At 42.7% G+C, this 24087-nt stretch carries 21 protein-coding genes; 6 read left to right on the top strand and 15 right to left on the bottom strand.

All coding sequences use genetic code 11. The features are described from left to right. Nucleotides 1–205: 205 nt before the first annotated feature. From G500_RS22920 to G500_RS22925, 4 genes are all read left to right on the top strand, one after another. Nucleotides 206–2839: a putative LPS assembly protein LptD gene (locus tag G500_RS22920; RefSeq protein WP_154657080.1), complete on the top strand. Its 2634-nt coding sequence runs from the start codon at nt 206–208 to the stop codon at nt 2837–2839. A gap of 65 nt (nt 2840–2904) precedes the next feature. Beyond that, the gene (locus G500_RS0108270; protein ID WP_027002203.1) at nt 2905–3441 is read left to right on the top strand and encodes a DinB family protein; all 537 of its coding nucleotides are present in this window, start codon (nt 2905–2907) and stop codon (nt 3439–3441) included. Between the two features lie 16 nt (nt 3442–3457). Then, nucleotides 3458–4333, top strand: a complete 876-nt coding sequence (locus tag G500_RS0108275) for a metal ABC transporter permease (protein WP_245574477.1) — start codon at nt 3458–3460, stop codon at nt 4331–4333. Nucleotides 4334–4387: 54 nt separating this feature from the next. Continuing rightward, entirely contained in the window at nt 4388–5290 is a 903-nt protein-coding gene (locus G500_RS22925) for a diacylglycerol/lipid kinase family protein (RefSeq protein WP_051203379.1), read from the top strand. A 6-nt stretch (nt 5291–5296) separates the two neighbouring features. Here G500_RS22925 and G500_RS0108285 read toward each other — a convergent pair whose 3' ends face one another. From G500_RS0108285 to G500_RS0108310, 6 genes are all read right to left on the bottom strand, one after another. Further along, nucleotides 5297–6478, bottom strand: coding sequence for a tyrosine-type recombinase/integrase (locus tag G500_RS0108285; protein WP_154657081.1), 1182 nt, complete (start codon nt 6476–6478; stop codon nt 5297–5299). 294 nt (nt 6479–6772) lie between these two features. Continuing rightward, the gene (gene rplI, locus G500_RS0108290; RefSeq protein ID WP_027002206.1) at nt 6773–7216 is read right to left on the bottom strand and encodes a 50S ribosomal protein L9; all 444 of its coding nucleotides are present in this window, start codon (nt 7214–7216) and stop codon (nt 6773–6775) included. A 54-nt stretch (nt 7217–7270) separates the two neighbouring features. Then, on the bottom strand, nt 7271–7528 hold the full coding sequence (gene rpsR / locus G500_RS0108295; RefSeq protein WP_027002207.1) for a 30S ribosomal protein S18: 258 nt from the start codon (nt 7526–7528) through the stop codon (nt 7271–7273). 15 nt (nt 7529–7543) lie between these two features. Further along, a complete protein-coding gene (gene rpsF / locus G500_RS0108300; protein WP_027002208.1) occupies nt 7544–7900 on the bottom strand; it encodes a 30S ribosomal protein S6 in 357 nt (118 codons plus the stop codon). 76 nt (nt 7901–7976) lie between these two features. Next, nucleotides 7977–8786, bottom strand: a complete 810-nt coding sequence (locus tag G500_RS22930; protein ID WP_035756842.1) for an N-acetylmuramoyl-L-alanine amidase family protein — start codon at nt 8784–8786, stop codon at nt 7977–7979. 104 nt (nt 8787–8890) lie between these two features. Continuing rightward, on the bottom strand, nt 8891–10096 hold the full coding sequence (locus G500_RS0108310) for a CapA family protein (protein ID WP_051203380.1): 1206 nt from the start codon (nt 10094–10096) through the stop codon (nt 8891–8893). A gap of 305 nt (nt 10097–10401) precedes the next feature. On the opposite strand from G500_RS0108310, the gene G500_RS0108320 reads away from it, so the two are divergent. After that, entirely contained in the window at nt 10402–11643 is a 1242-nt protein-coding gene (locus tag G500_RS0108320) for an RNA methyltransferase (RefSeq protein ID WP_154657082.1), read from the top strand. 108 nt (nt 11644–11751) lie between these two features. Here the strand turns inward: G500_RS0108320 and G500_RS0108325 are convergent, their stop codons facing one another. From G500_RS0108325 to G500_RS0108360, 8 genes are all read right to left on the bottom strand, one after another. Continuing rightward, on the bottom strand, nt 11752–12849 hold the full coding sequence (locus G500_RS0108325; protein WP_027002211.1) for a vWA domain-containing protein: 1098 nt from the start codon (nt 12847–12849) through the stop codon (nt 11752–11754). A 290-nt stretch (nt 12850–13139) separates the two neighbouring features. Next, nucleotides 13140–13817 carry a hypothetical protein gene (locus G500_RS0108330; RefSeq protein WP_154657083.1) on the bottom strand — a complete coding sequence of 226 codons (678 nt, stop codon included), beginning with the start codon at nt 13815–13817 and terminating at the stop codon, nt 13140–13142. Between the two features lie 254 nt (nt 13818–14071). Further along, on the bottom strand, nt 14072–14269 hold the full coding sequence (locus G500_RS0108335; RefSeq protein ID WP_027002213.1) for a hypothetical protein: 198 nt from the start codon (nt 14267–14269) through the stop codon (nt 14072–14074). Between the two features lie 191 nt (nt 14270–14460). Continuing rightward, on the bottom strand, nt 14461–16230 hold the full coding sequence (locus tag G500_RS24955; RefSeq protein ID WP_051203381.1) for an SGNH/GDSL hydrolase family protein: 1770 nt from the start codon (nt 16228–16230) through the stop codon (nt 14461–14463). Between the two features lie 43 nt (nt 16231–16273). Continuing rightward, complete coding sequence (locus G500_RS0108345; protein WP_027002214.1) at nt 16274–17518, bottom strand: OmpP1/FadL family transporter; 1245 nt, start codon at nt 17516–17518, stop codon at nt 16274–16276. A gap of 222 nt (nt 17519–17740) precedes the next feature. Beyond that, nucleotides 17741–19111 (bottom strand): D-alanyl-D-alanine carboxypeptidase/D-alanyl-D-alanine-endopeptidase, encoded by a 1371-nt coding sequence (locus tag G500_RS22940; RefSeq protein ID WP_051203383.1) that lies wholly within the window; start codon nt 19109–19111, stop codon nt 17741–17743. Between the two features lie 69 nt (nt 19112–19180). After that, nucleotides 19181–20884 carry a hypothetical protein gene (locus tag G500_RS0108355; RefSeq protein WP_027002215.1) on the bottom strand — a complete coding sequence of 568 codons (1704 nt, stop codon included), beginning with the start codon at nt 20882–20884 and terminating at the stop codon, nt 19181–19183. An 80-nt stretch (nt 20885–20964) separates the two neighbouring features. Continuing rightward, entirely contained in the window at nt 20965–21459 is a 495-nt protein-coding gene (locus G500_RS0108360; protein ID WP_027002216.1) for a hypothetical protein, read from the bottom strand. Nucleotides 21460–21680: 221 nt separating this feature from the next. On the opposite strand from G500_RS0108360, the gene G500_RS0108365 reads away from it, so the two are divergent. Then, nucleotides 21681–22700 (top strand): hypothetical protein, encoded by a 1020-nt coding sequence (locus tag G500_RS0108365; protein ID WP_027002217.1) that lies wholly within the window; start codon nt 21681–21683, stop codon nt 22698–22700. 144 nt (nt 22701–22844) lie between these two features. Here the strand turns inward: G500_RS0108365 and G500_RS0108370 are convergent, their stop codons facing one another. Continuing rightward, nucleotides 22845–23984 carry an endonuclease/exonuclease/phosphatase family protein gene (locus tag G500_RS0108370; protein ID WP_051203384.1) on the bottom strand — a complete coding sequence of 380 codons (1140 nt, stop codon included), beginning with the start codon at nt 23982–23984 and terminating at the stop codon, nt 22845–22847. Nucleotides 23985–24087 lie beyond the last annotated feature (103 nt).

Raw genomic sequence — 24087 nt, forward strand, 5'->3', positions numbered from 1 at the left:
AGGGGAGGGTTCGAAAACCAAATCATTTTTTTGCATTTATGCGAAAAAAATGATACGAAATTGAAGCCCCTCCCTTTGGGGGAGGGGTTTGGGGTGGGGTGCATTTAACACTTTCACTATTGTAATAACACCTACGCTTTTTAAAAACGCATCTACAAAAATGGCAGGTGGTAGGCTTTTTATTCATCGTTTCCGACTAATCTTTATGACACTTCTTCGGAGTCTATGTAGGCTCATTTCTTTTTTTCTTTTTGGTGCAATACTATTCGGATTGGGCATATTCCCAAGCGCAAACAGCACTTTGCATGCCCAAATCACAAAAGATAGCCTGCAAACAAAGGCAGACACCTTAGCCATTCCGATGTCTAATGATTTTGCTTCGGAGGTCGTTTATTCTGCTACCGATTCTATCGTTTATGACATGGAAAAGGGTATCATTCGCCTTTATCGCGGCTCGAAGATAGATTTTGAAAACACCAAGCTCGAATCGCACCAAATTGATATAGATTGGGCTTCGAATACCCTAACGGCAAAAGGTGAGCGCAACGACTCCACAGGCGCACTGACCAATACGCCCGTCTTCAAACAGGGTGAAGACCAGTACAAAGCCCAAGAAATGCGCTACAATTTTAAATCGGAACGCGCCATCGTAACAAGCGTAACCAAACAAGAAGGCGAAGGCTTTTTGCTTTTAGAGCGCGGCAAACGCGATGCACAGGGCAATTTGAGCGGACTTAGTGGGGCTTATACCACTTGTAATTTAGACCACCCGCACTTTCGGATTCGCTCCAAAAAGATGAAAGTAATTGGTAAAAATCAAATCGTTTCGGGTCCTTTTCTTTTAGAAATTAGCGACATTCCTACGCCGCTGGGCTTTCCCTTTGCCCTGATGCCCATTCCCAAAAAACGCGCTTCGGGAATTATTGTCCCTACCTACGGCGAAACACGCGAAAGGGGCTTTTTCCTGCGCGACGGCGGCTATTATTGGGCAATTTCAGACTACATAGATTTGGCACTTTTGGCAGAAGTCTATACAAAAGGTTTTTATGGGGCTTCTTTGCGAAGTAATTACAGAAAAAGATACAAATACAACGGCAATTTTTCTTTTAATATCAATAACAGTATTCAGGGCGAGCGTGGCACAGGCACAGAAGGGCGCACACGCGATTTCAAACTCATCTGGTCGCACACCCCCCAAACAAAAGGCTCGACGCGCTTTTCTGCCAACGTCAATGCAGGTACAACAACCTTCGACCGCCGCAACGCCTTCAATACGCAAGACTTTATGCAGTCTTCTTTGAATTCGAGTGTCAATTTTTCGAAAACTTTTGAAGGCACACCCTTTGCCTTTACCAGCAGTTTGCGCCACAATCAAAACGTACAGACCAATATCGTAACGCTTTCACCCCAATTCAATTTGAGTGCAACGCGCATTTTTCCTTTCAAAAACTTAGTTAAAAATTCGCGCTCTCCTTTGGCACAAATCGGCATCAACTACAATCTGGACGGCAGAGGCGATATTTCAAACCTCATTCCTGCGCCCAATTTTGGCGGCTTGAAAACAGACGTAGGCAGAAATACGGCAGATACGCTCGGTTTCAATTTTTCTACCGCTTCGGAAATGCTCAAAAATATGCGCGTGGGTTTTCAGCACCGCCTACCGCTTTCCACTTCGCTCACCCTTGCCAAATACATCACCCTTTCGCCCAGCGTCAATTTCACCCAAACCTTCTATCGCACCCGCAACAATTACGAATGGATAGGCGGCGATACCGTCCGCGTGAGTCAGGAAAATGGCTTCTTTCAGTTTTTTAGGTATGACGTAACGGCAAGTCTTGCCACACGCCTTTACAATACTTTTTATTACAAAAGCGAAAAATTTAAAGCCCTGCGCCACATGATGGTGCCAAGCGTAACCTTTTCCTACAATCCCGATTTTGGTGATGCCCGTTATGGTTTTTATCAGAACGTGCAGACCAATAACAATGGCGACATCAGGCGCATTTCGCGCTACGAGGGTATCTATGGCAGCCCTGCACAAGGCAGAGCAGGTACGATAGGTATTGGTTTTTCTAATAATTTAGAAGCAAAAGTACAAAGAGGCGATAAAGAGGAAAAAATTATGCTCATAGAAAATTTGGGCTTCCAAACTTCCTACAACTTAGCCGCCGACTCCTTCCAACTCGCCCCCATTAGCGTTGATTTTCGCACGCGCGTTTGGGACAACAAAATCAACATCAACGCACGTGGCACATTAGACCCCTACGCCTATTCGCTTATTTCGCGCGATACCCTTACAGGTGCAGTGAGCCAACGCCGCCTGCCTACCTACGCCCTTAGCGAAGAAGGCAAACTCGGACGCTTTTCCTCGCTCAATGTTTCTATCAGCACCAACTTAAATCCAGACGCTTTTAAAAGCAAAGAACAAGAAGCCGCCGAAAAAACCGCTCAAACCAACGAAGAAAGGCAGTTTATCGCCGATAACGCGCATTTATACGTAGATTTCAATGTGCCTTGGTCTTTGAATATCAGTTACAATTTAGCCTATACTCGAAATGGCTTTGAAGACCCGCGTGTAACGCAAAACGTGCGCCTCAATGGAGATGTCAAACTCACCGAAAAATGGAAGGTGAGCTATGAAACCAGTTATGACTTCACTGCGAAGGAATTTTCTTTTACTTCTTTCAATATCCACCGCGATTTGCACTGTTGGCAATTATCGGCTACTTGGGTGCCTTTTGGTCCCCGTCAGATGTATTCGGTCAATTTGGGCGTAAAAGCCTCCGTCTTGCAAGACCTCAAACTCAACCGCCAATACACTTGGCGCGATAGGCGATAAAAATTAGACCTAACACACATTGAGCAATTTTTTCTATTCTTTTTAAATCCTTTACGCTTTTTCCTATGATGCCTGCCGCCCTTGCCCCTACTTGGCAAAAACTCGAAGAAAGCCGCTTGCAGTTGCTTTCCCTTTTAGAAAACAAACCTTCGGAACGCTTTACCCAAATCCCTGCGGACGAGGGCTGGACACTAAGTCAGGTCTTGCACCACTTCGGCGACGTAGAAGGGGGAGTCGCGCTCTATTTGCAAAAGAAAATCGATGCCCAACAGACGGCTACCGAACCGCTCAAAGATTCGGGCATGGCTACCAAATTGCGCTACCTTTCACTCAAAGGCGCATTGGCTGCCCCCGTCAAAATCAAAGCCCCCGATATAGTAGCCAACGTACCGCGCTGCACCTTCGAGCAGGGAAAAGCCCATTGGGAAAAAAGCAGACTTGCCCTACAAGCGATTGCGACGTATTTTCCTACCCAACTTTTAGGCAAAGAAATCTTCAAGCACCCTTTGGCAGGCGCACTCGATATGGAACAAACACTTTCTTTCATACACCTGCACCATCAACACCATCAAGCACAAATCAAACGGCTTTTAGAATTATAGGAAACCTATCTTTTTTATGATGCTCAATTTTCAGGTCTTATTGGTGGGAAGTTTAGTGGCAAGCCTCTGTGCTATTTTGGGCTGCTTTTTGGTCTTGCGCAAAAATACAATGGTGGCAGATGCCATTTCCCATGCCGTTCTGCCGGGTATCGTCTTGGCTTTCCTGATAACGGGTAGCCTTCATTCGAGTTTTGGTTGGATAGGAGCGGCTTTTTTTGGCTTATTTGCTACTTTTATGATAGAATTTTTGCACCAAAAAGCTAAAATTCAAGCTGATGCCGCCATAGGAGTCAGTTTTACGGCTCTTTTTGCTTTGGGGATAGTGCTAATTTCAGTCTGGGCGCAAAAAGTGGATTTAGATGTAGAGTGTGTGCTTTTTGGCGAAATAGACTATGTAAGTTTAGACCTCTGGAAAATTCCGCTTCAAAAAGGGGCAGTGCTAAATTTGGGCGCAAGAGCGGCTTGGCAGATTGGGGCAGTCCTACTTTTGGTTTTGGCTTTTGTGGGGCTTTTTTTCAAACAACTTCAAATCACGACCTTCGACCCCGCCTTTGCCAAATCTTTGGGCATCAAAGTCGGACGTTGGCACTATCTCCTGATGGCGTTGGTTTCCTTAGCCGTTGTCGTTGCCTTCGAATCTGTGGGGGCAATTTTGGTCTTAGCTCTTTTGAGTGCGCCTGCGGCAGCGGCATACCTGCTTACTACGCGCCTGCGCCCGATGCTATTGCTTGCCGTTTTTTTTGGTCTGATGGCAGTTTGGATAGGGCATAGCTTGGCAGTTTGGTGGAATACCTCGACGGCGGGGGCGATTGCCACAGTCGCAACGGTTTTGTTTTTCATTGTCCTTTTCCTAACAGTGGCACGCAAGAAAATGGCACAACAACAAAAATAAAGCCTCCAAACCTGCGTTTTCTGTTTTCTCTCACGGCAAAACTTTTTATTCGCTTTGAAAAAGAAATATCTTTTCCTGCTCAATCCCAAATCTGGCACTGCACGCAAAGAACCGCTCATTACAGCCTTGCATGAGCGGCTGCGTTTCGAGTCAGACCTGCGTTATGAAATCTGTTATACCACCTATGCAGGGGAGGGTAGGAAATTGGCAGCCCAAGCTGCACAGGAGGGCTACTTCGCCGTCGTCGCCATTGGGGGCGATGGAACGGTCAATGAAGTTGCCGCCTCGCTGCTCGATAGTGCTACTGCCTTGGGTATCATTCCTACGGGTTCGGGCAATGGCTTGGCACGCCACCTCAAAATTCCCTTGCAGCCTGCAAAGGCAGCCACCTACCTGCTCGCTACACAACGAAGTGCCATAGATGTAGGGGCAGTACGAATCGGCAATCTGGTGCGTTATTTCTTCTGCACCGCAGGGCTGGGCTTTGATGCCCATGTGAGCCAACTTTTTGCACAAAATCCCCAAAAGAGAGGCTTAAAAAAATATGCAAGCCTTGTTTGGCAAGAATTTGCCACCTATCAGCCCCAAACGTATCAGGTTTGGCTCGAAAATCAGACCGAAGCACAACTTTTAGAGGCTTTCATGCTCACCTTTGCCAATGCAGGGCAGTTTGGAAACGATTTCTACATCTCACCCCAAGCCGACATCACCGACGGCAAACTCGACTTCTGCCACTTGCAAAAACTTTCCACTTGGCAAGCCTACGCTTTCGCTTGGCAGACTTGGCGCAAAAGGGCGTACAAAAACACAAAACTTCACATCAGTCAGATACAAAAGGCGCGAATTTGCAGCGAAATACCACAGCCTCTCCACCTCGACGGCGATTTTATTGCCAACGTAAAAGAAATAGAAGTAGAAATTTTGCCTAAAAAATTGAAAGTGCTTTTTGGTAGTTAATTAAAATCAAGAACTTTTCGCCGCAAAATCGTACTGCAAAAATTGCTTGTCTTCCTCTTTGTTGGTATAAATGCTGGTAATTGCCTCGCTTTTATGCCTCAAAAATCGTTTGACCATGCTTTTAGGCGTGCCTTTGGCTATCAGGAGTTGTGCAACAGTATGGCGTAGGCTATGCGCCGAAATGCGCTCGCGTTTTAAACCCGCTTTTCGTAGCCATTTGTTTGTAATTTTGCGAATACTACTCGTTTCCACAAACTGAAACATCGAGCCTTCCGCTTCATAACGTGGCAGCGAAATTTGGTACTCAATTAGAATTTTATAGCAAATGGGTAATAAAGGGATTAGTTCTTTTTCATTCCTACCCTTTCCCAAGATGGCTAAAAAATTTTGCCCCTGTACCACTTTTATATCCGACCAAAGCAAGTTAATGACTTCAAGGGTGCGCAAGCCCTGATACGCCATCAATGCCACAATCGCCTTATCGCGTGCCTTGTTGATGGTAGAAAGAAGCAAATCGCGCTCGGCTTCGGTTAGGCTATCTTTGCTATATGTGCGTAGGGTAGTCCCCGTTTTGAAGCTCCGCAGGTCTATCACGTCGCGCAACTGCTCTATCGCCCGACGCTCAAAGCCAAGTGTGTCGCGATTCGCAACACAGTACCTGCAAAACTGCTTGATAGCCGCCAAATAGGTATTGACGGTATAGATACTAAGTTTTTTCTTTTTCAAAAAGTCTATAAAACTCAATACCGAAATACGCGCCAAAGGCAAGTTTTTTTGCTCCAAAAACTTATATAACTCGTTCAAAGCCTTTGAATACGTGAGCTTGCTATTCTCATTGATTTGCGACTCGGCTAAAAATCGCAACACTAAGGCATTGCCTTTGAGATGTGGCATCTTATCATCATAGACATAGGCAATCCCTACCTTTTCGGCAAATTTGAGAAAACGCAGACAAGCCGTCCGATAGACAGGTGCAGTCTTTTTTTCCAAAAAAAGCTCGACGCTAATGGCATTGACACTATAATTTTGCTTCAAAACAAAATATAGATACTGTTTGGCAATACGCGGATAATTGCTCTTTTCGGAAAGGGTTTGTTTAAAATACGTAATTACCTGTTGGATTCCAAATTTGCTATTCGGGTTGTTTTGCGTAGGCAAAGAAGATTCGGCAGACACTAATTCAGACATAAGGCAAGCAAAAAAAAGAAAAAATAAAGCAATGACGTATTTTGTAGGCACAAGGCATTGCCTTGCTCGAAGTTGGATTGAAATGACCTGTTTTTTCAGACCCAAAAGAGGCGAAAACCAAATTTTATTTCGTGTTCAATTGAGCGGCTGTTTGTATCCCCACCAAAAACAGGACTTAACATCAATGGACTTAGAAAATGGGCTTAGAAAGTGAGCTTAGAAAAACAAAGATACAAAAAATCCCTTTCCAACTCCGTTGGAAAGGGACTAAAAAAGGATTTTGCGTTGCAGGCATTATTCAGCCACAACTTCGATGCTCACCTTTGGTTTTACTTCTTTGTGCAAGTTCAAAACGGCATGGTAGCTTCCGAGCATCTTGATGTCGTCGGCGATGTCGATTTGGCGGCGGTCAATTTCAAAACCCTTTTCGCGCAAAGCGGCAGAGATTTGAAGTACCGTAACTGCGCCAAAGATTTTGCCTGTTTCGCCAGCTTTGGTTTTGATTTCGAGGCTCAAGCCTTCCAGACGTTCAGCCAAATTTTGGGCATCGCGCTTGAGCTGTTCGCGCTTGCGTGCCTGCTGACGCTGAATTTCCTCCATCATTTTGATATTAGAAGGAGTGGCTAAGATGGCATAGCCCTGCGGAATGAGGTAGTTGCGGGCATAACCGGGTTTGACGACAACTCTATCGTCTTTATCGCCTAAGCCTTTAACAGACTGTTTTAAGATGATTTCCATGAGTAAAGTCGGATTTCAAGACTGTGGGAGGATAAAAAAGCAACCAAAAGGGGATTATTTGCCGTTGTCGTCAGTGAAAGGCAAAAGTGCCAAATGACGCGCACGCTTAACAGCCGAAGAAAGCTGACGCTGATACTTCAGGCTTGTCCCTGTGATACGACGAGGCAAGATTTCGCCTTGGTCGTTGAGGAATTTTTTTAAGAAGTCGGCATCTTTGTAATCGATGTATTTGATACCCGACTTTTTAAAGCGGCAGTATTTTTTTCTGCGCTCTTGGCGGTTGCTGTTGATGGGTTCGTTCACTAAGGTCATGGTCGGAAAGGGGGATTAGTCGTTTTTCACTTCTTTTTTCTTATTAAATTCACCGCGTCTGCGACGCTCGTTGAATTCCATCGCGTACTTATCCAAAGTAACCGTAAGGAAACGCATCACGCGCTCGTCGCGGCGGTACTCCACTTCCAACTGTGCAATAAGGGCAGGCTCTGCCTTAAATTCGAAATAGACATAGTAGCCTGTGTTTTTGTGTTGGATAGGATAAGCTAATTTGCGCAATCCCCAGTTTTCGCGGTTATAGACCTCTGCTCCGTTGTCTTGAAGGTAGTTAAAAAACTTATCGGCTGCTTCTTGCAACTGACCTTCGGACAGGACGGGCGTGAGAATGAAAGTAGTTTCGTAATTTCTCATACCAAATCAGTTTAAATTTGAGGCTGCAAAGATAGGGCTTTTCTTTCAACTACCAAAAAAAAGAAGCCTGCGCAGCTTATTTTTTCGCATAAATTTCCTCCTTATACTCTTTGAAGGCGCGATAAATACCCGAAGCGACGTAGTTCTGCCCACTTTCACCCATCAAATACGCCTCCTCTTGTGCATTAGAAATAAAGCCAATTTCTATCAAGACCGACGGCATGGCGGTCTTCCAAAGTACCAAAAAACCGCTCTGTTTTACGCCCCTATCCTTTCTTTTGACGCGCTCGGCAAATTGCTTTTGAATCTTGGCGGCTAAATCCAGACTCTGTTCCTGATAACTGCTCTGAAAGTTGGAAAGGCGGATATAAGAAACGACATTGTAGGGGTCGAATTGTTGATATTTGGCTTGGTGATTGGTTTCTTTCAGAATGGAAGCATTTTCGCGCATTGCCACATCTAAGTTGTCCTGCGTTTTGTGCATGCCTAAGGTATAAGTTTCTGCCCCTTCGGAAGTCTTATTTTTCGAGGCGTTGCAATGGATAGAAATAAAGAGGTCGGCTTTGTTGCGATTGGCAATTTCAGAACGCTCATTGAGTTCTACAAAAACGTCCGTTTGGCGCGTATAAATGACCTTGACATCGGGGCAGTTTTCCTCTATGAGTTTGCCTACCTTCAAGGCTACGGCTAAGGTTACGTCTTTTTCATAGACCTTTTTACCCAAAGCCCCTGGGTCTTTGCCGCCATGCCCTGCATCTATGACTACGGTCATGGTCTTGCCCTTGTCTTTGTCCCCATTTTCGAAGCCCCTTGTGTAGTGGGCAGTCGCTTCTTTGGGCAGAATCACCCCTAAGAGAAGCCACAAGAGAAGTATGTTTTTTTTCATTTTCTAATAGTTAAAAAAAAGAAAATTTAGTTAAGTATGGTTTAAAACCTCCTACGCCTCGCCTAACTTCAAGATAAGTGCCAAATTGCACACCGTAGCAAGGGTTATTTCTTCGTAACCTTGCCTTTGTCGTCTATGTTTAGGGGCGTTTCGGGAAAATCGGTCTTGGTCAGATTTTGTAAAACCTGAATGACTTTCTTATCGGCATCTAAGGAAACGCCCCCTCTTCCGAGTTGTTGCGTTGCCGTAATTTGCGCCTGAAAGAAAGTGCCGTCCTTTCCTACCTGAACGGCTAAAATAGGCGCAAGCCCAGAAACGCCCTTCAAATTGAAGCGGTCGTAGGTACAGAAATTGCCCAAACTATACGCAATAAGGCGGTCTTTGTACAATTCGAGCGCACGTGTTACGTGAGGACCATGCCCAAAGACAATATCCGCTCCTGCCTCTATGACGGCATGCGAAAAAGCATACACATTGCCCCTATTTTCACCATAAAAAGTTTCGGTTTGGCGTGTAACGTGCTGCCTGCTGCTACCTTCTGCGCCTCCATGAAAAGACACAATCACGATGTCTACTTTTTGGGCTAAATCGCGCACGATTTTTTTCGCACCCTCGATATCGCGAATATCTACCGTCCCCGAATTAGGCGCGAAGGCTGCCAAGCCGTATCTGATGCCCTCTTTTTCTACGATTGCCGTTGGGCAGGAAAGCAGACCTGCCCCTGCAATGCCTACTCTTTTTAGAAAATCTACCGTATTTTCTCTGCCTGCCTGCCCAAAATCGCCTACATGGTTATTGGCAATGCTGACCATATCAAAACCCGCATCGAGCATCACAGAGGCGTACTTTTCGGGCATGCGAAAGGCATAACAAATGGCAGGATTTGAACAATGTTTGACCGTTCCGCCTTTATCCAAGACCACACCTTCGAGGTTGCCAAAGGTAAGGTCGGCACTTTTTAAGATGTCTGAAACAGGTGCTAAAAGTTGTTTGCCCTCGTCGGCAGGCAAATGCGCCGCCGAAGGGTAACTTGTGCCAAACATCATATCGCCAACGCCAATGACGGTGAGCGTGTCTTTTGTGTTTTTCTTTTCGGAAAGAATGGAGTCGGCAAGATTTTTATCAGCAGCGTCTTGATTTGGCTTGCTGTTTTGGAGAGCTTGCTGCCCTATTTTTTGCGTACTCTTTTCAGTATCCTGCCCAAAACAACTCCATAAAAAGACCGCACTAAAAGGCAGCAAATAGAGCCAAAAGGTTTTGCGGGTAGGAAAAAGAGCCTTTGAGGAAAGGGCGAATCGTATCGGAAACATGAGCAATTTCGGTTTTGGTGCTAAGAATAAAAACAAAGCGGTTTTGAAAATTTGTCTGCCAAAGGGGGAAAACTTATGGGGATTTCTACCACAAGCAGCATCTTATAGAGCGCAAAGGTACGTATATTTGCCAAAAAGGGCTTACGGCAGGGCAAAATCAGAGCCAAAGTGCTGCATACATACTTTTTCAGGCTTGCTTTGCGTTCTTAATAGAACAAACATTTGAACAAAGCAATTTTTACCTTGTTTTGTTTTAACCAAACTTTTCTCCATTCCTAATTATTAGCCTCTAAACTATGATGAAAATGGCGCATCTCTCTCGCTTTGTTGCGTGGCTTATTTTTTGGACTTTATTTTCAAATCTTGCCCAAGCACAGGAAGAAAATCCGAAAGATAAAAAATCGCCCTCGCCCTTAGAGTGGCTCGAATCGCGCATGGAATCGTATCAGACCGACATTTGGCAGGCAGACACCAGCCAGTCGCACGTGATTTTGATTCCAATGGGCTTTGGCAAATCCGACCCAAAACTTCGCATCGATTGGAACGCCTTAGAAGGCGAAATGATAGATTCCATCGTCGTCGTTTATACCGACTATCCCAAAGGCAAAGACCTTTCCGCCCTAAATCGCAAACGCCTTTCCGCTATCTTGGCGCATGATGAAAGTTTGGCAACGCAAGAGTTTATCACTTGGCGCAGTGCTGCACAAACCGAAGGCAAAACCGCCGCCGACTTTCGCAAGCGTTTTCACGGTTTAGCCGTTTATGTGCGCAAGAAAAGCCCCAGCGGAAGCCCTATTCTTAGCGATTCGGAACTCAACTCGCCCCTTTTGGTGGATAAACTCATCGACATGCGCTATGTTTCGAAAGATTCTACCTTTTTTAAAGTCATGAAGCGCAACAAAGAATGGGACAACATCTTAGTTGTCAATGACTGGACGGGCAGCATGTACCCCTATGGGGTGCAGGTTTTGGTCTGGCATGCCCTTCAAAGTGAAAAAAGCAGCCAAAACATCTTACAATATGTCTTCTTCAATGACGGCAACCTGACCCCCGACAAGAAAAAAGTAGCAGGAAAAGTAGGGGGCATCTATTTTTCTAATAAAGGCAATTTTGAATCGGCAAAAGATGCCATCTCCAAAACGATTATGAGTGGCAATGGAGGCGATATTCAAGAAAATGATTTAGAGGCGGTTTTGGCAGGGTTAGAAAAGTGTCCCGAATGTGAGCAGGTGGTCTTGGTAGCTGATAGTTACGCACCTGTGCGCGATTTGGTATTATTAGACCAAATTAAAGCCTACAACAAGCCCCTGCGTATCGTTTTGTGTGGGGCAGAGGCAAATGGTATTTCACCCGATTACCTCAAAATTGCGTCTGAAACAGGCGGCTCGCTCCACTTTATAGAGAGCGACATCATAACCCTTGCGCCTTTCCAAAACGGCGAAACCTTCGAATTAGCCGACTGCACTTATGTCTATCAAAATGGCAGTTTCCTACTTACAGGTTGTAAAGAGGGAACACCACTTTTGAAATTATACAAAGAAAAATAAGATAAAACTTAGCCAAATAGCGCGAAGTTCCAACTTCGGGCTACCTTAATTCGGACAAGGCAATGCCTTGTCCTTACATTTGTACCTGTTTTCTGATTTGCTTAACGCTCAAAATTGCTTTTTTCGCCTTTTATCAAAATCTTCTAATACAAGCTGCCCCAAGCCTGAAAGTCCGCTAAAATAGGCTTTCCCTTTGTTTGCTTCCGAAAATTCGCGCACAAATTGTTGCAAATAAGGGTCGGAGGCTATCATAAAGGTTGTGATGGGAATGTGCAACTTTTTGCATTGGGTTGCCAAATTGAGCGTTTTATTGAGTATTTTTTTGTCTAATCCAAAACTGTTTTTGTAGTATCTCACGCCTTGTTTGATGCAAGTGGGCTTCCCATCGGTAATCATAAAAATTTGTTTGTTCGGATTTTTGCGGCGGCGCAAGAGGTTCATTGCCAGTTCCAGACCTGCAACGGTGTTGGTATGATAAGGACCTACTTCCAAATAAGGTAGGTCTTTTATTTCAATTTGCCAAGCATCATTGCCAAAAACAATGACATCTAAGGTATCTTTGGGGTATCTTTGTGTGATGAGTTCGGCAAGTGCCATCGCGACTTTTTTGGCGGGTGTGATGCGGTCTTCACCATAGAGAATCATCGAATGGGAAATATCAATCATCAAAACCGTAGAAGTTTGTGCCAAAAAGAGCTTTTCATGCACTTCTAAATCGTTTTCGGTTAGGTGAAAATTATCGATGCCCCAGTTGATTTGCGCGTTTCGAATCGAGTCGGTGTGCGCAATTTGCCCCAAATCGTCGCCATATTGAAAGGGGCGTTTGTCGGGTTCGGTTTCGCCTGCATTGCCGTATTTGGCGGTTCTATGATTGCCCGCGTTTGCTTTTCGTATCTTTCCAAAAATTTCGTTGAGGGCGTTTTTGCGAATTTGCTGCCCTGTTTTTGGCGTTACCGAAAGGCTGCCTGCTACGGGGTTTTCTTCTAAAAAGCCTTTTTTCTTCAAATCTTCAAAAAAATCGCCAATGCCGTAGCCCTCGTCTGTGAGTTGGTATTTGTTGTCTAAGTTGGTAAGCCAAGCCATCGCCTCTGCCACATTGCCACCCGACATGCCCAAAAGTTCTAAAAAAATCTTCAATAGGCGTTCAAAATCGCTTTTTTCGTTGTTTTCTCTCGGAACGTATTGACTGAATTGATAACCAAGCATAACGCAAGAAGGGACTAAGTGAAAAAATCAGAACCTAACTCCATCATAACGAAAACAAAACCCTAAGAGTTTTCGAAAAATAGCGAGCCAAGCAAAAGTCGAAACCGCAATTGAAACAACAAACTCAAAAAATTATTTTGGAAATATTCATGTTTGGGGTAGTTTTTCAATGCGCTATAAGTCATAGTCGCAGACGAAGCCTAACATTTAGTTTATTATTTGTCTATGGGAACACTACGGACAACGGGGGGGGTAAGAAAATTTGGATTTAGTGAGAAATATATTAAAATTTAATAAACTGGAATATCATTATTACGTACTGCTTTTTTTAAATATTTACGAATAATATCTAAATTTTTATCAGAAATTTCAGATAAGTCTTTTTTTACAATTTTTTCAAGTTCGTTATTTTTTTTAATAATATAGCTTTTTTTATGTATTTTAAATAAATGTTTTTTAAATAGTTGTAAATTACTTGTGTCTATCTCCTGTATTTTTGACCATTTTCCTTTTCTATTATTATGACAATTGGTGAAACAAGTTTCTGCTACTAAAACAAGACTTGGGTGGTTGTAAGATATTTCATTTGTAGATTGTACATCTTGCCCATATTTTATATAGTTATTTACATAAACTTCTTCAGAATCCAAATAAATAGAATATACATCATCTACATATATTATTCTTACAACTTCTTTTTGATTAGGAGAAGGACATGAATTTGTAATTTTTTTCGAATAGATATCATAAATATTATCAGGATATTTTCTTTCAGAAATGTGATAATTTTCTATAATAATGGTATCATTATTTCGTTTATATATTAAATCCATAAAAGCACTATCTTGGTAATAGAGAGTATCTACGTGTATTTTTGTTTTTATTTGATGTTCTTCTTGTTTGTAACAAGAAAAAAGAAATAAAAATAAAATAAAAACAAATAAATTATTTAAATTTTTTTTCATCATATTTTTTTGTGTTATTTATTAAAAATTCCTTAGCATCTTTATAAGCAGAATTTTGCCTACTTCTTGGGTTTCCCCCGTTGGGCGTAGTTTCCGACTACGACCTATCAGTGCGGAAAATCTTTGATTTGCGTTGTAGGATACTACAAAAATAGCAAAAAACAGCTACAAAGTGCTATTTTTTAGATGTTTTAATAGCAGCAGACCCACAAAGCAAGTTCGGGCAAGAGATAAAGCATAGAATACGCCCAAGTAACTTACAATTCTTTACTCAATTTGCGAACTTCCTCGATGGATAGTTTTGTGAGTTTGGCAGTTTTCTCTACCGAAAGCCTATCTTTTAAACAAGAAATCGCTAATTCGCGACGGACTTTTAGCTCGCCTACGCGCTCGCCTTTTTCCAGACCTTGCAAATAAAGGTCGTCTTTTTCGATGTCGTATTGGATAGTTCCCATATTTCCTAATTGATTTTGAATGATTTTTGGAAGTTTATTGCGCAGGCGTGCTAAAAGATAAACGCTTTTTCGTCTTTCATAAATTAGAAACGCCGATAGTACGGATTTTACGAATTATCACCGATTTTTTTCTAAACTAAAAACCCCAAGAGCCTTTCCGACTCTTAGGGTTGATGAGAAGTTAATCTAAATTAGGGGAACAAAATTCCGCGATACTGATTGACGGGAACAGGTGAGATAGTGGCGTTGTATTTGGCATTGATAGCCTTGATAAACTCATTGGCAGCCAAAGCATAGCCTCTATCGGTTAGGTGAATACCGTCTAAGCTGAACGCACCACCTGTGATGAAAGTAGGGCTGTAGCTCACGCCATTATACACAAAACCAGATTGTACTTCGTTGAAGAAGCCTGACATATCTACCAGTGCCAAGTCATTTGCTTGCGCAATTTCTGCAATCACGCTATTGTAAGAAGCAATGGCGTTGTTGATTTCGCCTTGCTCTTCCGAATCTAAGACAAAACGACCGGGCAAAACAGGGAACGCTTGGAAAGCAGGCGTGCTTACATACGAACCTACTGCCAAAAGAATCATATCTTCGGGTGTAGCCACACGAATACCCGCAGGATTTTGAGCAGTGCGCTCGGTTTCTATCAGGAACGGATTTTGCGCTCCAATTTCAGAAGGAAGACCGATAGCAGCAACTACATTTGCCAACTGTTGTGCGATAATTGCCTGAATTTCAGCCGATTGCATGCGTGTATTTACCTCTGCCTCTATGCCAGCCTGTACCTGTGGTGAAGCCATTTGCGCTTCTACATTTTGGGCGATAAGGGCTTGTACCTGCTCGGAAGCCATCTGCGCTTCTACATTTTGCTCAATCAAAGCCTGCCCTTCCGCGCTTGCGACAAAAGCATCAGCGGCTGCGGCTGCCTGCGCCTCACTTGCGCCTTGTGCAAGGGCTTGCTGGCGTGCCTGCTCGCGAACTGTCGCCGTAACCTGTGCCACAACTTGCTGACGGACAGCCGCCGTAACTTGTGGCGTAACCATTGTTTCACGTACCACCTGCGCTACCGCCGCCGTAACTTGCTGACGAACAGCCGCTTCTACGGTAGGACGCGCTTGTGCTTCTACGGCAGCACGCACACCAGTATAGATAAGCGTAGCCTGCTCCTGAGAGAGAAAGTTATGCGGAATGAAGGTAAAATAAGGAATCTTCAAGATGGCAGGAATATTGGCAATCGCACCTTTTACATTCGGATTGGCTTGCTTCAAACCACCTACTACGCCTGCGATAGAGCCTTGCAGTACTTGTGTAGACGTGATTTGGTCGCCTGCACCGCCATCGCCGCCTGCTAAGGCATAACCTAATACGTCGTTGTTGCCTATCCAAAGGGTAAAGAAAGTAGGAGCTTGTGCAACGGCTTCGTCTAAGACCGATTTTTCACCGGGCGCAGTACAAAAACGGGTAAAGAAAGGATTTCCCCCTTGCGGTGCGCCAAAAAGAGGCGTAACTAAGTGGAAAGAACGCGCCCCGGGAACGCCCAAATTTTGAAAAGGAGCTTGTGCCGCTACCGATTGGAAAACAGTAGGGTCATTTTCGGTAGCGACAGGAAGTGGCGCACCATTTACGATTTGCAACTGCAAACGCCCCGAAGCACCGCCCGAACCGTTGCCTTCTGGCACAAGGGGCTGCTTAAATTCGCCTTGCAAAAGCCCTGCTTCTTTGAGGCTTGTCGCAATCATATTGGGATAGGAATTGATTTGACCCTGACGGTACAAAGCCCCATCTGCATAACCCGAAGTAAGGGAATTGCCTAAGGCAATGTATTTGCTAAAATCTGCCGTTCCTTTCGAAGGGGTAGGTGGGTCTAATTCTGGTTCGCAAGCCGTCAAGACCAAGCCTGCCATCAGGCTCATGCCAAAATAACGGAGGTAAGATTGTAGTTTCTGTGTTAGCATAGTTTATGAAGTGTATTTTAAATGCTTTTTGAAAATAAGAAAATTAGAAGCTATAAGACAAGCCCATGCCGAAAATATGTGCGCCAGGGTGGAAAGTTCCGCTCAATGTACCTGCATCTGGGGCAGCCACGTTTTCGCGCTTCTCACGATTAACATTCAAGTAATGCACATCGACAGTGAATTTTTCAGCAATGGTATAACCAACGCCTAAGGTAAGACCAAGCGTATTGGTATCGGGCGTTTCGGGAGTCATGTAGCCATCAGGCGCAGCGGCTTGGTCGAAATAACCCCCAACGCGCAACTGCAAGTTTTCTATAGGCTGATATTCTACCCCTAATTTAAACACAAAAGAATCTTTGTAGTTGCGTTTCGAAACCGTAGAAGTGGTGCCTGCCACAGGCGCATTGTAGTCGAAGCGCAATTCTTCGTATGCCGACCACGCCGTAAGTGCAGCCTCTGCCGTCACCATCATTTTTTCCTTCTCTGCCAAAGGATAGAAAGCTACGCCCAAACTCGCCACCGAAGGCAAAGGCAATTCAGCACTAAATTGAGTCGCTTGGAAGTTGCCTGCGGCTAAGGAAGGCACATCGAAGGTTACGTCCCCTTCTTCTACTACGGCATTGATGCGCGAACGATAGCTCAAACCGACTGATAATTTTTCGGTAGGCTCGTAATAAACGCCCACATTGAAGCCTACGCCCAATTTAGAGCTGCCCTTTAAGTTCGCATTACCATAATTGCCGTTTTGGTCTGCCAAAGGAACGCCTCTATTGAGTTCGACGCTGCCGATAGCAAAATCTACCCCTGCCCCGATGCTCAACTGGTCATTGATTTTATAGCTCACCGTCGGTTGGATATAAAACGAAGAAAGACTCAAATCGCGCAATACAAACTGCCCTTCCCAATCTGGATTCCATTTCACCGTAGAACCATAAGGCGTAACAACCCCTAAGCCTGCTACTAACTTGTCGTTGATTTTATACACACCATAGGCGAAAAAAGGCGTACCCATTGGCGATTCGCTCTCTGCCGTATAAGTGCTTGGGGCAGGTGAAAGGTATTTGATTGTGGAATTGACACTATTTGCACCCAACATAATCGAACTTTTCTTGACCATACCCATCGCACCAGGGTTAAACCAAAGGCTTGCCGCCCCTGCTACATAGCCCACGCCGCAGTTGCCTAAACCCGTAACCCTACTACCTTGTAGTACAACCTGATAGCCGCTTGCCATTGCCGAACCGCTCAATAGCAAACCCGCCGCAAGAGAGGCTAAAACTTTTTTCATACTTTGCATAATATTGAAGTTTGTGTAAAGAATGTGTGAATGAATTAAGTTGCAAGTAAGCAAAAAAACGCGCTTTCGCTTCACCGCACGCAAGTAAATTTGGAAATTTCGACCAAAATACAAAAAAAGCCTAACATGTTGGAAAATTCACAAAAAAAATATTCGGCATGACGATAAAAACAGCAAAGAAAGGCTCTTTTTTGCCCAAAAAGACAAATTTTCTTAATATTTAAGATACAACTGGGTCAAGATTTTTTCCATCTGATTGGCAATCTTGCTCGGACTGTGCATGTGGTGGTTGTTTAGAAAGGAGAAACACCAACGCCTGCCCGATTTGGTCGTTAGGTAGCCCGAAACAGAATGGTTGTTGCTCAAAGTACCTGTCTTGGCATACAAAAAAGGCGGATATTTGGTATAGCGTCGCGCCAAAGTTCCCTTTTTGCCTCCTACGGCAAAAAGATTGTAAAGCAAAGTTTCGTTAGGTAAGATTTTACGCATTTGGGTCAGAATTTCTACAAAAGAGCGCGGCGTAAAAAGGTTGTAACGCGAAAGCCCCGAACCATCTACCCAACGCGGCTGATGACTTAGTTTTCGCAATTTCTTCCTCAAAGTATATTCAATAATCATTTCAGTATTGAGCGTATTAAACCGCTCATGCGCACACAAAAGTAAAAGTTGTTCGGCTAAAAAATTATCACTCCGCTGCATCATGCGCTCCAAAACAGGCAACTTCAAACTATGATACACCGTCTTGGCATGGGCAGGAATGGGATAGTCTATAAGCGAAATTTCGCGTTTTAAAGTGTCTGATAATAAAGCAATTATCAATTCAGGCGTAGGCTTGAAGGGTAGTGTTTGGGTTACGGTTTCGTCTATATCGCCGCTTAGATTATAGAAAAAATCGTTGTTTTGTAGGCTGCGAAAAATCGCAAACTTTTTAACTTCTATATCTTCTTTATTGACTAAAAAATCAACAAAATAAGTAGGCTTACAGACCACCGCACAGCTGCCATCAGCCGAGAGTTCCACCATATTTTGGTAAATCGGCAACGGCGACTTTTCTACACCATCTTCGCTTCTATAATCTTCCCATGCCCAGCCCTCGCCATAGGATTCGTCGTTGTAGTTGGTGTAAGAAAAATAGAGTTTATAGTCTTTTGCCAAGTCTAAAAATTTGATAAGTGTATCGTTCTGAAAACGACTATGCAACAAAGTAGGGTCACCTGTTCCCCAAAAAATCAGCGAATCGCCTTTTACCAAATACTGAAAAGCGGGCAGCGAATCGGGTAGCCACGTCAGAGCCGCAAAAAGCGTCGCTATCTTGACATTAGAGGCAGGGGTAAAATACTTATCCGCATTGTATTCGTACAAATACTTTTGACTATCTAAATCATAAAGGACAAAACCATGAAAACTATTGGCAAAAATATCGCCTTCCATTTCTTTGTCTAATTGACTTAAATAATCTGCTTTATCTTGCCCTAAGTTGGTATGAAAAGGAGCGAGGAAAAGCCCCCAAAACGCTATCAGAAAAACTGAAAGCAAGCCTTTAAAATTGAAATATAATTTGATAGATAACATAAATATTTTCATAAAAATATTTGAAATAAAAGTAAGAAAATTTAGTTTTTTAAGAGGAGCAAAAACTGCACATTCAATTTTTTATTTGGCGTAGGGTGCGCTGGCATACCACGTGTAGGTAGCCAAGAGGCGATTTTCAAAGACTTCTGCTAAGGTGCGCTTGCCTTGGGGCGTATCGAGTTTTATTTTTTTCATAATTTTTAAAGCATCTTGATAACGCACTTTCAAAACAAACCGATTTACCCCCAAGTTGTTTTCACTATGCGCGGCAGGAATGTAGAAATGTAGAAAATGGTCTTCCAAAAGATAAAAAGAACCTTCGCGCGGATAGATAATTTCCGAATTAAGTTCTAAAATAGAAATATCTTGCATCGCAAAAAAATCAGAAGGGGCAGGGTCTTTCCATAATTTCTTTATCTTTGAGAAACGCAATAGTAATTTTTCGCGTTTTTCTTGTAAAATAGCATACTCCTCTTCGGTCATGCCCCATTCGAGCTGCTCTCTTTCGGCAGGCGAAAGCCCTTGATTTGTGAAAGCCGACTTGGGGAAAAGAAGGGCATTTTTCAGGGCTTCAAAGTCAAGGGCTTTTTCTTCGCTTTCTGCTCTCGTATTTTGCGCCTCCGCTGCCTGCGCTTTGAGGGTAGTTTGGTAGGCTTTGATTTTATTTTTTTCTAATTTTTTAAAAAGAAGTGGAATAAAATCGCGAAAAGCCTCTGCCAATGGCTCATTTTGGGGAAACGCTGCTACTTCAATTTCTTGTTTAATTTGTTGATAAAATTGAGCATTTTTCCATCTGTCCTTATCAAAAGAAGCCTGATAATAAAGTTTTTCTGCTGCCAAAGTATTCAAATAAGTAAATGAATCTGCCACAAAACGCTGCTCGGCTAAGGCTTGTGAAAAAGGCATCAAAAGCGAAGAATCGCCTGAAAACCAGTAGCTTTGAGCGGCAATGGTTTTAAAGTTTTCCCATTTAAAACGGGCAACTTGTGAAAAAGTAGCCTGCTCCTGTGTGCGAATATAGAGGTCAAGCGATTTTATTTCAAACTTATTTTTTTTGTCTGTTTTATCTATCTTTTTTTGTTGCAATCGCAACTGCACGCGCCCGATAGGAGCATCTACCCAAGCGCCCCACTTCTGAAAAAAAAGCGAGGCGGCGATTGTTTTTTCCAAATCAGATTCATAAGCCAATAGTGTTTCTTTTTTCAATTCTTGCATCAAAAAAATGGCTAACTCTTGTTGTTTTTTTTCATCTAAAATCAAAACTTCATTGAAAGCCTTGCCCGCTAAGATGTTATGAAAAAAAGGCTGCTGCTTGTCTTCAAAAAAATGAACTAAATCAGCAAAACGAAACGAAATCAATAGCTCTGACTTTTTGCTCGAAAAAGTGTTCGCATTCGTATAAAGGTGCAAATACTGTGGAAAAAACTGTTCTTTTTCATAAATTTGTTCCAATGCCATCACCCCAATTTCTTCTTGTTTAAGCCCACTCCACCTATCCAAATAAGAAGGCGCAAGCGGTTCTATATTCATACTAAAATCTGCATTATTTTCTATTCTATCTAAGCGATAAAAAGGCAGTTGTCCTTCCTTAGCCGCCTTCAAAAGTAGGTAGGCAAGCGAAACTTGTGACTGATGAAAGGGCTGATTTTGAGGCTTTTGCAAATCTATCCAATAAAGACGCAATTCCTTTTGAGAAGTTTGGGCAGCCAACTCTCCCACCTTTAAGATGCTCGAAAATAGGGCAAGAAAAAGAGAAAGTATCGCAAAACAACATTTTTTTTTCATAAAGATAAGATTAAAAGGTATCTCATTTATGAACTCAAACGGACTAAATGAAATACCTTTTGATATAGATATTTTATTTTTTATTGATTAGATTCATATTCAAATTCCTGAAAACGTCCGTCTTCGTGCGTCAAATTAAAACGGTCTTCTACCTGCCCGAAGCCATATTTTTCACCCGTAGGGAAGGTTACAATTCCCGTCGAGCCACTGATTTCACCTTTACTGACTTGATAATCTGATACCTGCAAGGCTTTCTTGTTTTCGTCTTGCGTATTCCAATACCAAATTCCTTCAATTTTCGAACCATCTTGTGAAAAAGCCACTTGTATCCATTCGCTGGCAATGCCATTGTAGAACCCATCACAGCGGTAGATAGAACCGCGCGGCTTGCCACTAACTTGCTCTTTTTCAGGCATTTGCTTGCTTTGTGCGGAGGCTTCATTTGCCTCAGTTTGGCTTGTTTCTGTCTGATTTAGGGTCTGATTTTGCGCCTGATTGTTGGAACTGTCTTCTTTTTTAGCTTGGCAAGCCGCTAAAAAAAGAAGACAAAAAACAAGGAAAAATACCTGCTTCATGATGCTAAAATTTTGTTGTTTTTGTAAAAATAAATAAATCGCCTTTCAACAAGCAAGACCTATTGGGGCGGCTAAGATAGCAAAACCAAAGATAGCAAAAAGCTACTTTTTTGCAGCACATTTGCCCAAACCCACTGACAATTTATTTTTTTTTCGTATTATTACAGCATAAAAGAACACTTTGATTTAAAAATTACACCACTTTTTCAAATTTTTCAAAAATGAAGCCACAAACTGCCGTTTTTAAAATAGACCAAGTAAATATTTTACTTATTTTTATATCAATTTTAATTGCTTATTGCCTTCCCTTTGCCCTATTTCTTTTTAGTTACGCCGTTTTGGGTAGCCTTCACTATCTTACCGAAATTTTTTGGTTAGAAAAAAGAAACTTTTTTGTAAATAAAAGAAGTGAAATTTATCCTCTTATTTTATTTACTATTCTGCTTTCAGCCGCCTATCTTTTGAGTAAAAATCTTTCTTTATTAGATTATTTTCACCTCAAAAGTGAAACTGTTTATCCTATTCTTGTCTTTCTTTCCAGACACACCCTTTTTATCGCTTTCGGCTGGGCATTGATTTTGGTAGCCACTCAAAAGCGCAAAGTCCGCTTAGTGGCGGGGTTGCTCCTATTGTTATTCGCTTATTGGGCAGCAGAAAGTAATTGGTATTTGCTTATTTTCTCTTGGTTATTGCCTACTTTTATTCATGTTTATATCTTTACTTTGATTTTTATGATAACTGGTGCGGCTCGCAATCGAAGCCTCTGGGGAGGTATTGCCGTATTGGTCTTTCTTTTGGGTTCTCTTTTTTTGATATTGACCGATATAGAAACGCCACAAAAGATGGCAGAAATGGCGAAAGAAGATTATTTTAGTACCGATTTTCGAGGGCTAAATCAGATTTTAGAAGACATTACACTTTATTTTTTTAACTTTTTAAATCCGATAGAAAACAAACTTCCTTTCTCCCCTTTGGCATTTCAACGCCTGATAGCCTTTGCCTATACTTACCATTATTTGAATTGGTTTTCGAAAGTAGAAATTATCGCTTGGCATCGAGTTAGTGCCAAACAAAGCCTAACCATTGGAATAATATGGAGTTTATCCTTAGCTTTGTACTATTACGATTTAAAAGTTGGTATGATGGCACTCTATTTTTTAAGCCTGCTGCACGTAGTATTAGAGTTTCCGCTCAATGTCAAAAGTTTTGAGCAGGGGTACAAATTATTTAAGGTGCGCTAAAAATTGGTGTTGAGTGCTTTGGGGCAAAATATTTTCCCAATAAAACCTTGTTTGTTTCTATTTTGGTAGAAATAGTAACAAAAAAATACGTTACAAAATTTTATTGGGATTGTTTTTTTTATCTTTTGAAAAAATTAGAAAAGCCTAAGGAATTAGCTGCATATAAATTGGGAAGTGGTCGCTATAACCGCCCAAGTACCGCTCCCCTACATAAGTTCGGTCGGGATTGCCTCTGTACTTTTCAGGCTGCTGCTGTTTGAGCCACTCAGGGGCAAAGATGTCAGATTTTTCAAATTTTAGCCCTTTTTTATCTAAAAGCGATTTAGAAATTAGCATTTGGTCTAACATATTCCATTCGCCTCGATAGTTGTAAGTGCCTTTGCCTGCCTTTGCCAAATTGTGAAAAGGATTATAGAGTTCGCCAGCTTTCAAGTTTTTGTCGGCACGACTTTTTAAACCCTCTACGATACTTTTGTCCTGCGGTTCGTCGTTAAAATCGCCCATGACGATAATATTGGCATCAGGATTTTGCATCAAAAGCGCGTCTATTGCCTTTCGCGCTACCTCCGCCACCTGCAAGCGATTGCCTTCACTTTCCTCTTTTCCCTCTCTGCGCGAAGGAAAATGATTCACAAAAAGATTCATAGGCTCGCCCCATAATTTGCCCGCTACCTGCAAAACGCCTCTTGTTTTTTTGTTTGGAATAGGCAAAAGTGCATTTTGAGTAGGTACAAAGGCTTCTTTTTTGTAGAGCAAAGCCACATCAATCCCTCTGCCGTCGTTTGAGTCTTGGTGGATAATGCCGTAATTGAGGGCATCAAGTGGGGGCGTTTGGATAAGGTCTTCCAAAACACGTCGATTTTCTACCTCACAAACGCCAAGTAGCTCTGCGCCTTTGCCTTCGGGGTGCATTTTAGCGATTGCCTCCGCCAACTTTTTGAGTTTGGTTTGATAGCGTTCTTTTGTCCATTTTTGTTTGCCTTTTGGTAGGAAATCATCATCATTGATTTTGGGGTCATCTTCTACATCAAAGAGATTTTCTACGTTGTAAAACGCAATAAGGGCAGGACGCGCTGCCGCTGTTTGCTCCTGCTGCGGCTCGGCGACGGCTTCTAAGGGGGCTTCGTTAGAAATTGCATCTGCCTGCGAAGTGGTTGTTTCTTCTGCCGTTTGGGTCGGATTTTCTTGTTGCGCCTTTTTTCCACAAGCCGTTCCCAAAAGTGAAAACGCAAGTAGGACAATATAAAGCGCAAAAGAAAGGCTATTTTTTTTACCAAAAATCATAAGAAAAGAAATAAGGTTTAGAGAAAAGAACGCCGATTTTACGGACTTTGCAGATAAACACAAATTTTAAAATCCGTTTAAAAACCGTTTCATCTGTTTTATC

The organism is Hugenholtzia roseola DSM 9546 (genome assembly GCF_000422585.1).
Lineage (GTDB): Bacteria > Bacteroidota > Bacteroidia > Cytophagales > Bernardetiaceae > Hugenholtzia > Hugenholtzia roseola.

Coding starts and splice junctions, on each gene's coding strand:
- G500_RS22920 (WP_154657080.1), top strand. CDS start 206: ATGACACTTCTTCGGAGTCTATGTAGGCTCATTTCTTTTTTTCTTTTT.
- G500_RS0108270 (WP_027002203.1), top strand. CDS start 2,905: ATGATGCCTGCCGCCCTTGCCCCTACTTGGCAAAAACTCGAAGAAAGC.
- G500_RS0108275 (WP_245574477.1), top strand. CDS start 3,458: ATGATGCTCAATTTTCAGGTCTTATTGGTGGGAAGTTTAGTGGCAAGC.
- G500_RS0108285 (WP_154657081.1), bottom strand. CDS start 6,478: ATGTCTGAATTAGTGTCTGCCGAATCTTCTTTGCCTACGCAAAACAAC.
- rplI (WP_027002206.1), bottom strand. CDS start 7,216: ATGGAAATCATCTTAAAACAGTCTGTTAAAGGCTTAGGCGATAAAGAC.
- rpsR (WP_027002207.1), bottom strand. CDS start 7,528: ATGACCTTAGTGAACGAACCCATCAACAGCAACCGCCAAGAGCGCAGA.
- rpsF (WP_027002208.1), bottom strand. CDS start 7,900: ATGAGAAATTACGAAACTACTTTCATTCTCACGCCCGTCCTGTCCGAA.
- G500_RS22930 (WP_035756842.1), bottom strand. CDS start 8,786: ATGAAAAAAAACATACTTCTCTTGTGGCTTCTCTTAGGGGTGATTCTG.
- G500_RS0108310 (WP_051203380.1), bottom strand. CDS start 10,096: ATGTTTCCGATACGATTCGCCCTTTCCTCAAAGGCTCTTTTTCCTACC.
- G500_RS0108320 (WP_154657082.1), top strand. CDS start 10,402: ATGGCGCATCTCTCTCGCTTTGTTGCGTGGCTTATTTTTTGGACTTTA.
- G500_RS0108325 (WP_027002211.1), bottom strand. CDS start 12,849: ATGCTTGGTTATCAATTCAGTCAATACGTTCCGAGAGAAAACAACGAA.
- G500_RS0108330 (WP_154657083.1), bottom strand. CDS start 13,817: ATGATGAAAAAAAATTTAAATAATTTATTTGTTTTTATTTTATTTTTA.
- G500_RS0108335 (WP_027002213.1), bottom strand. CDS start 14,269: ATGGGAACTATCCAATACGACATCGAAAAAGACGACCTTTATTTGCAA.
- G500_RS24955 (WP_051203381.1), bottom strand. CDS start 16,230: ATGCTAACACAGAAACTACAATCTTACCTCCGTTATTTTGGCATGAGC.
- G500_RS0108345 (WP_027002214.1), bottom strand. CDS start 17,518: ATGAAAAAAGTTTTAGCCTCTCTTGCGGCGGGTTTGCTATTGAGCGGT.
- G500_RS22940 (WP_051203383.1), bottom strand. CDS start 19,111: ATGAAAATATTTATGTTATCTATCAAATTATATTTCAATTTTAAAGGC.
- G500_RS0108355 (WP_027002215.1), bottom strand. CDS start 20,884: ATGAAAAAAAAATGTTGTTTTGCGATACTTTCTCTTTTTCTTGCCCTA.
- G500_RS0108360 (WP_027002216.1), bottom strand. CDS start 21,459: ATGAAGCAGGTATTTTTCCTTGTTTTTTGTCTTCTTTTTTTAGCGGCT.
- G500_RS0108365 (WP_027002217.1), top strand. CDS start 21,681: ATGAAGCCACAAACTGCCGTTTTTAAAATAGACCAAGTAAATATTTTA.
- G500_RS0108370 (WP_051203384.1), bottom strand. CDS start 23,984: ATGATTTTTGGTAAAAAAAATAGCCTTTCTTTTGCGCTTTATATTGTC.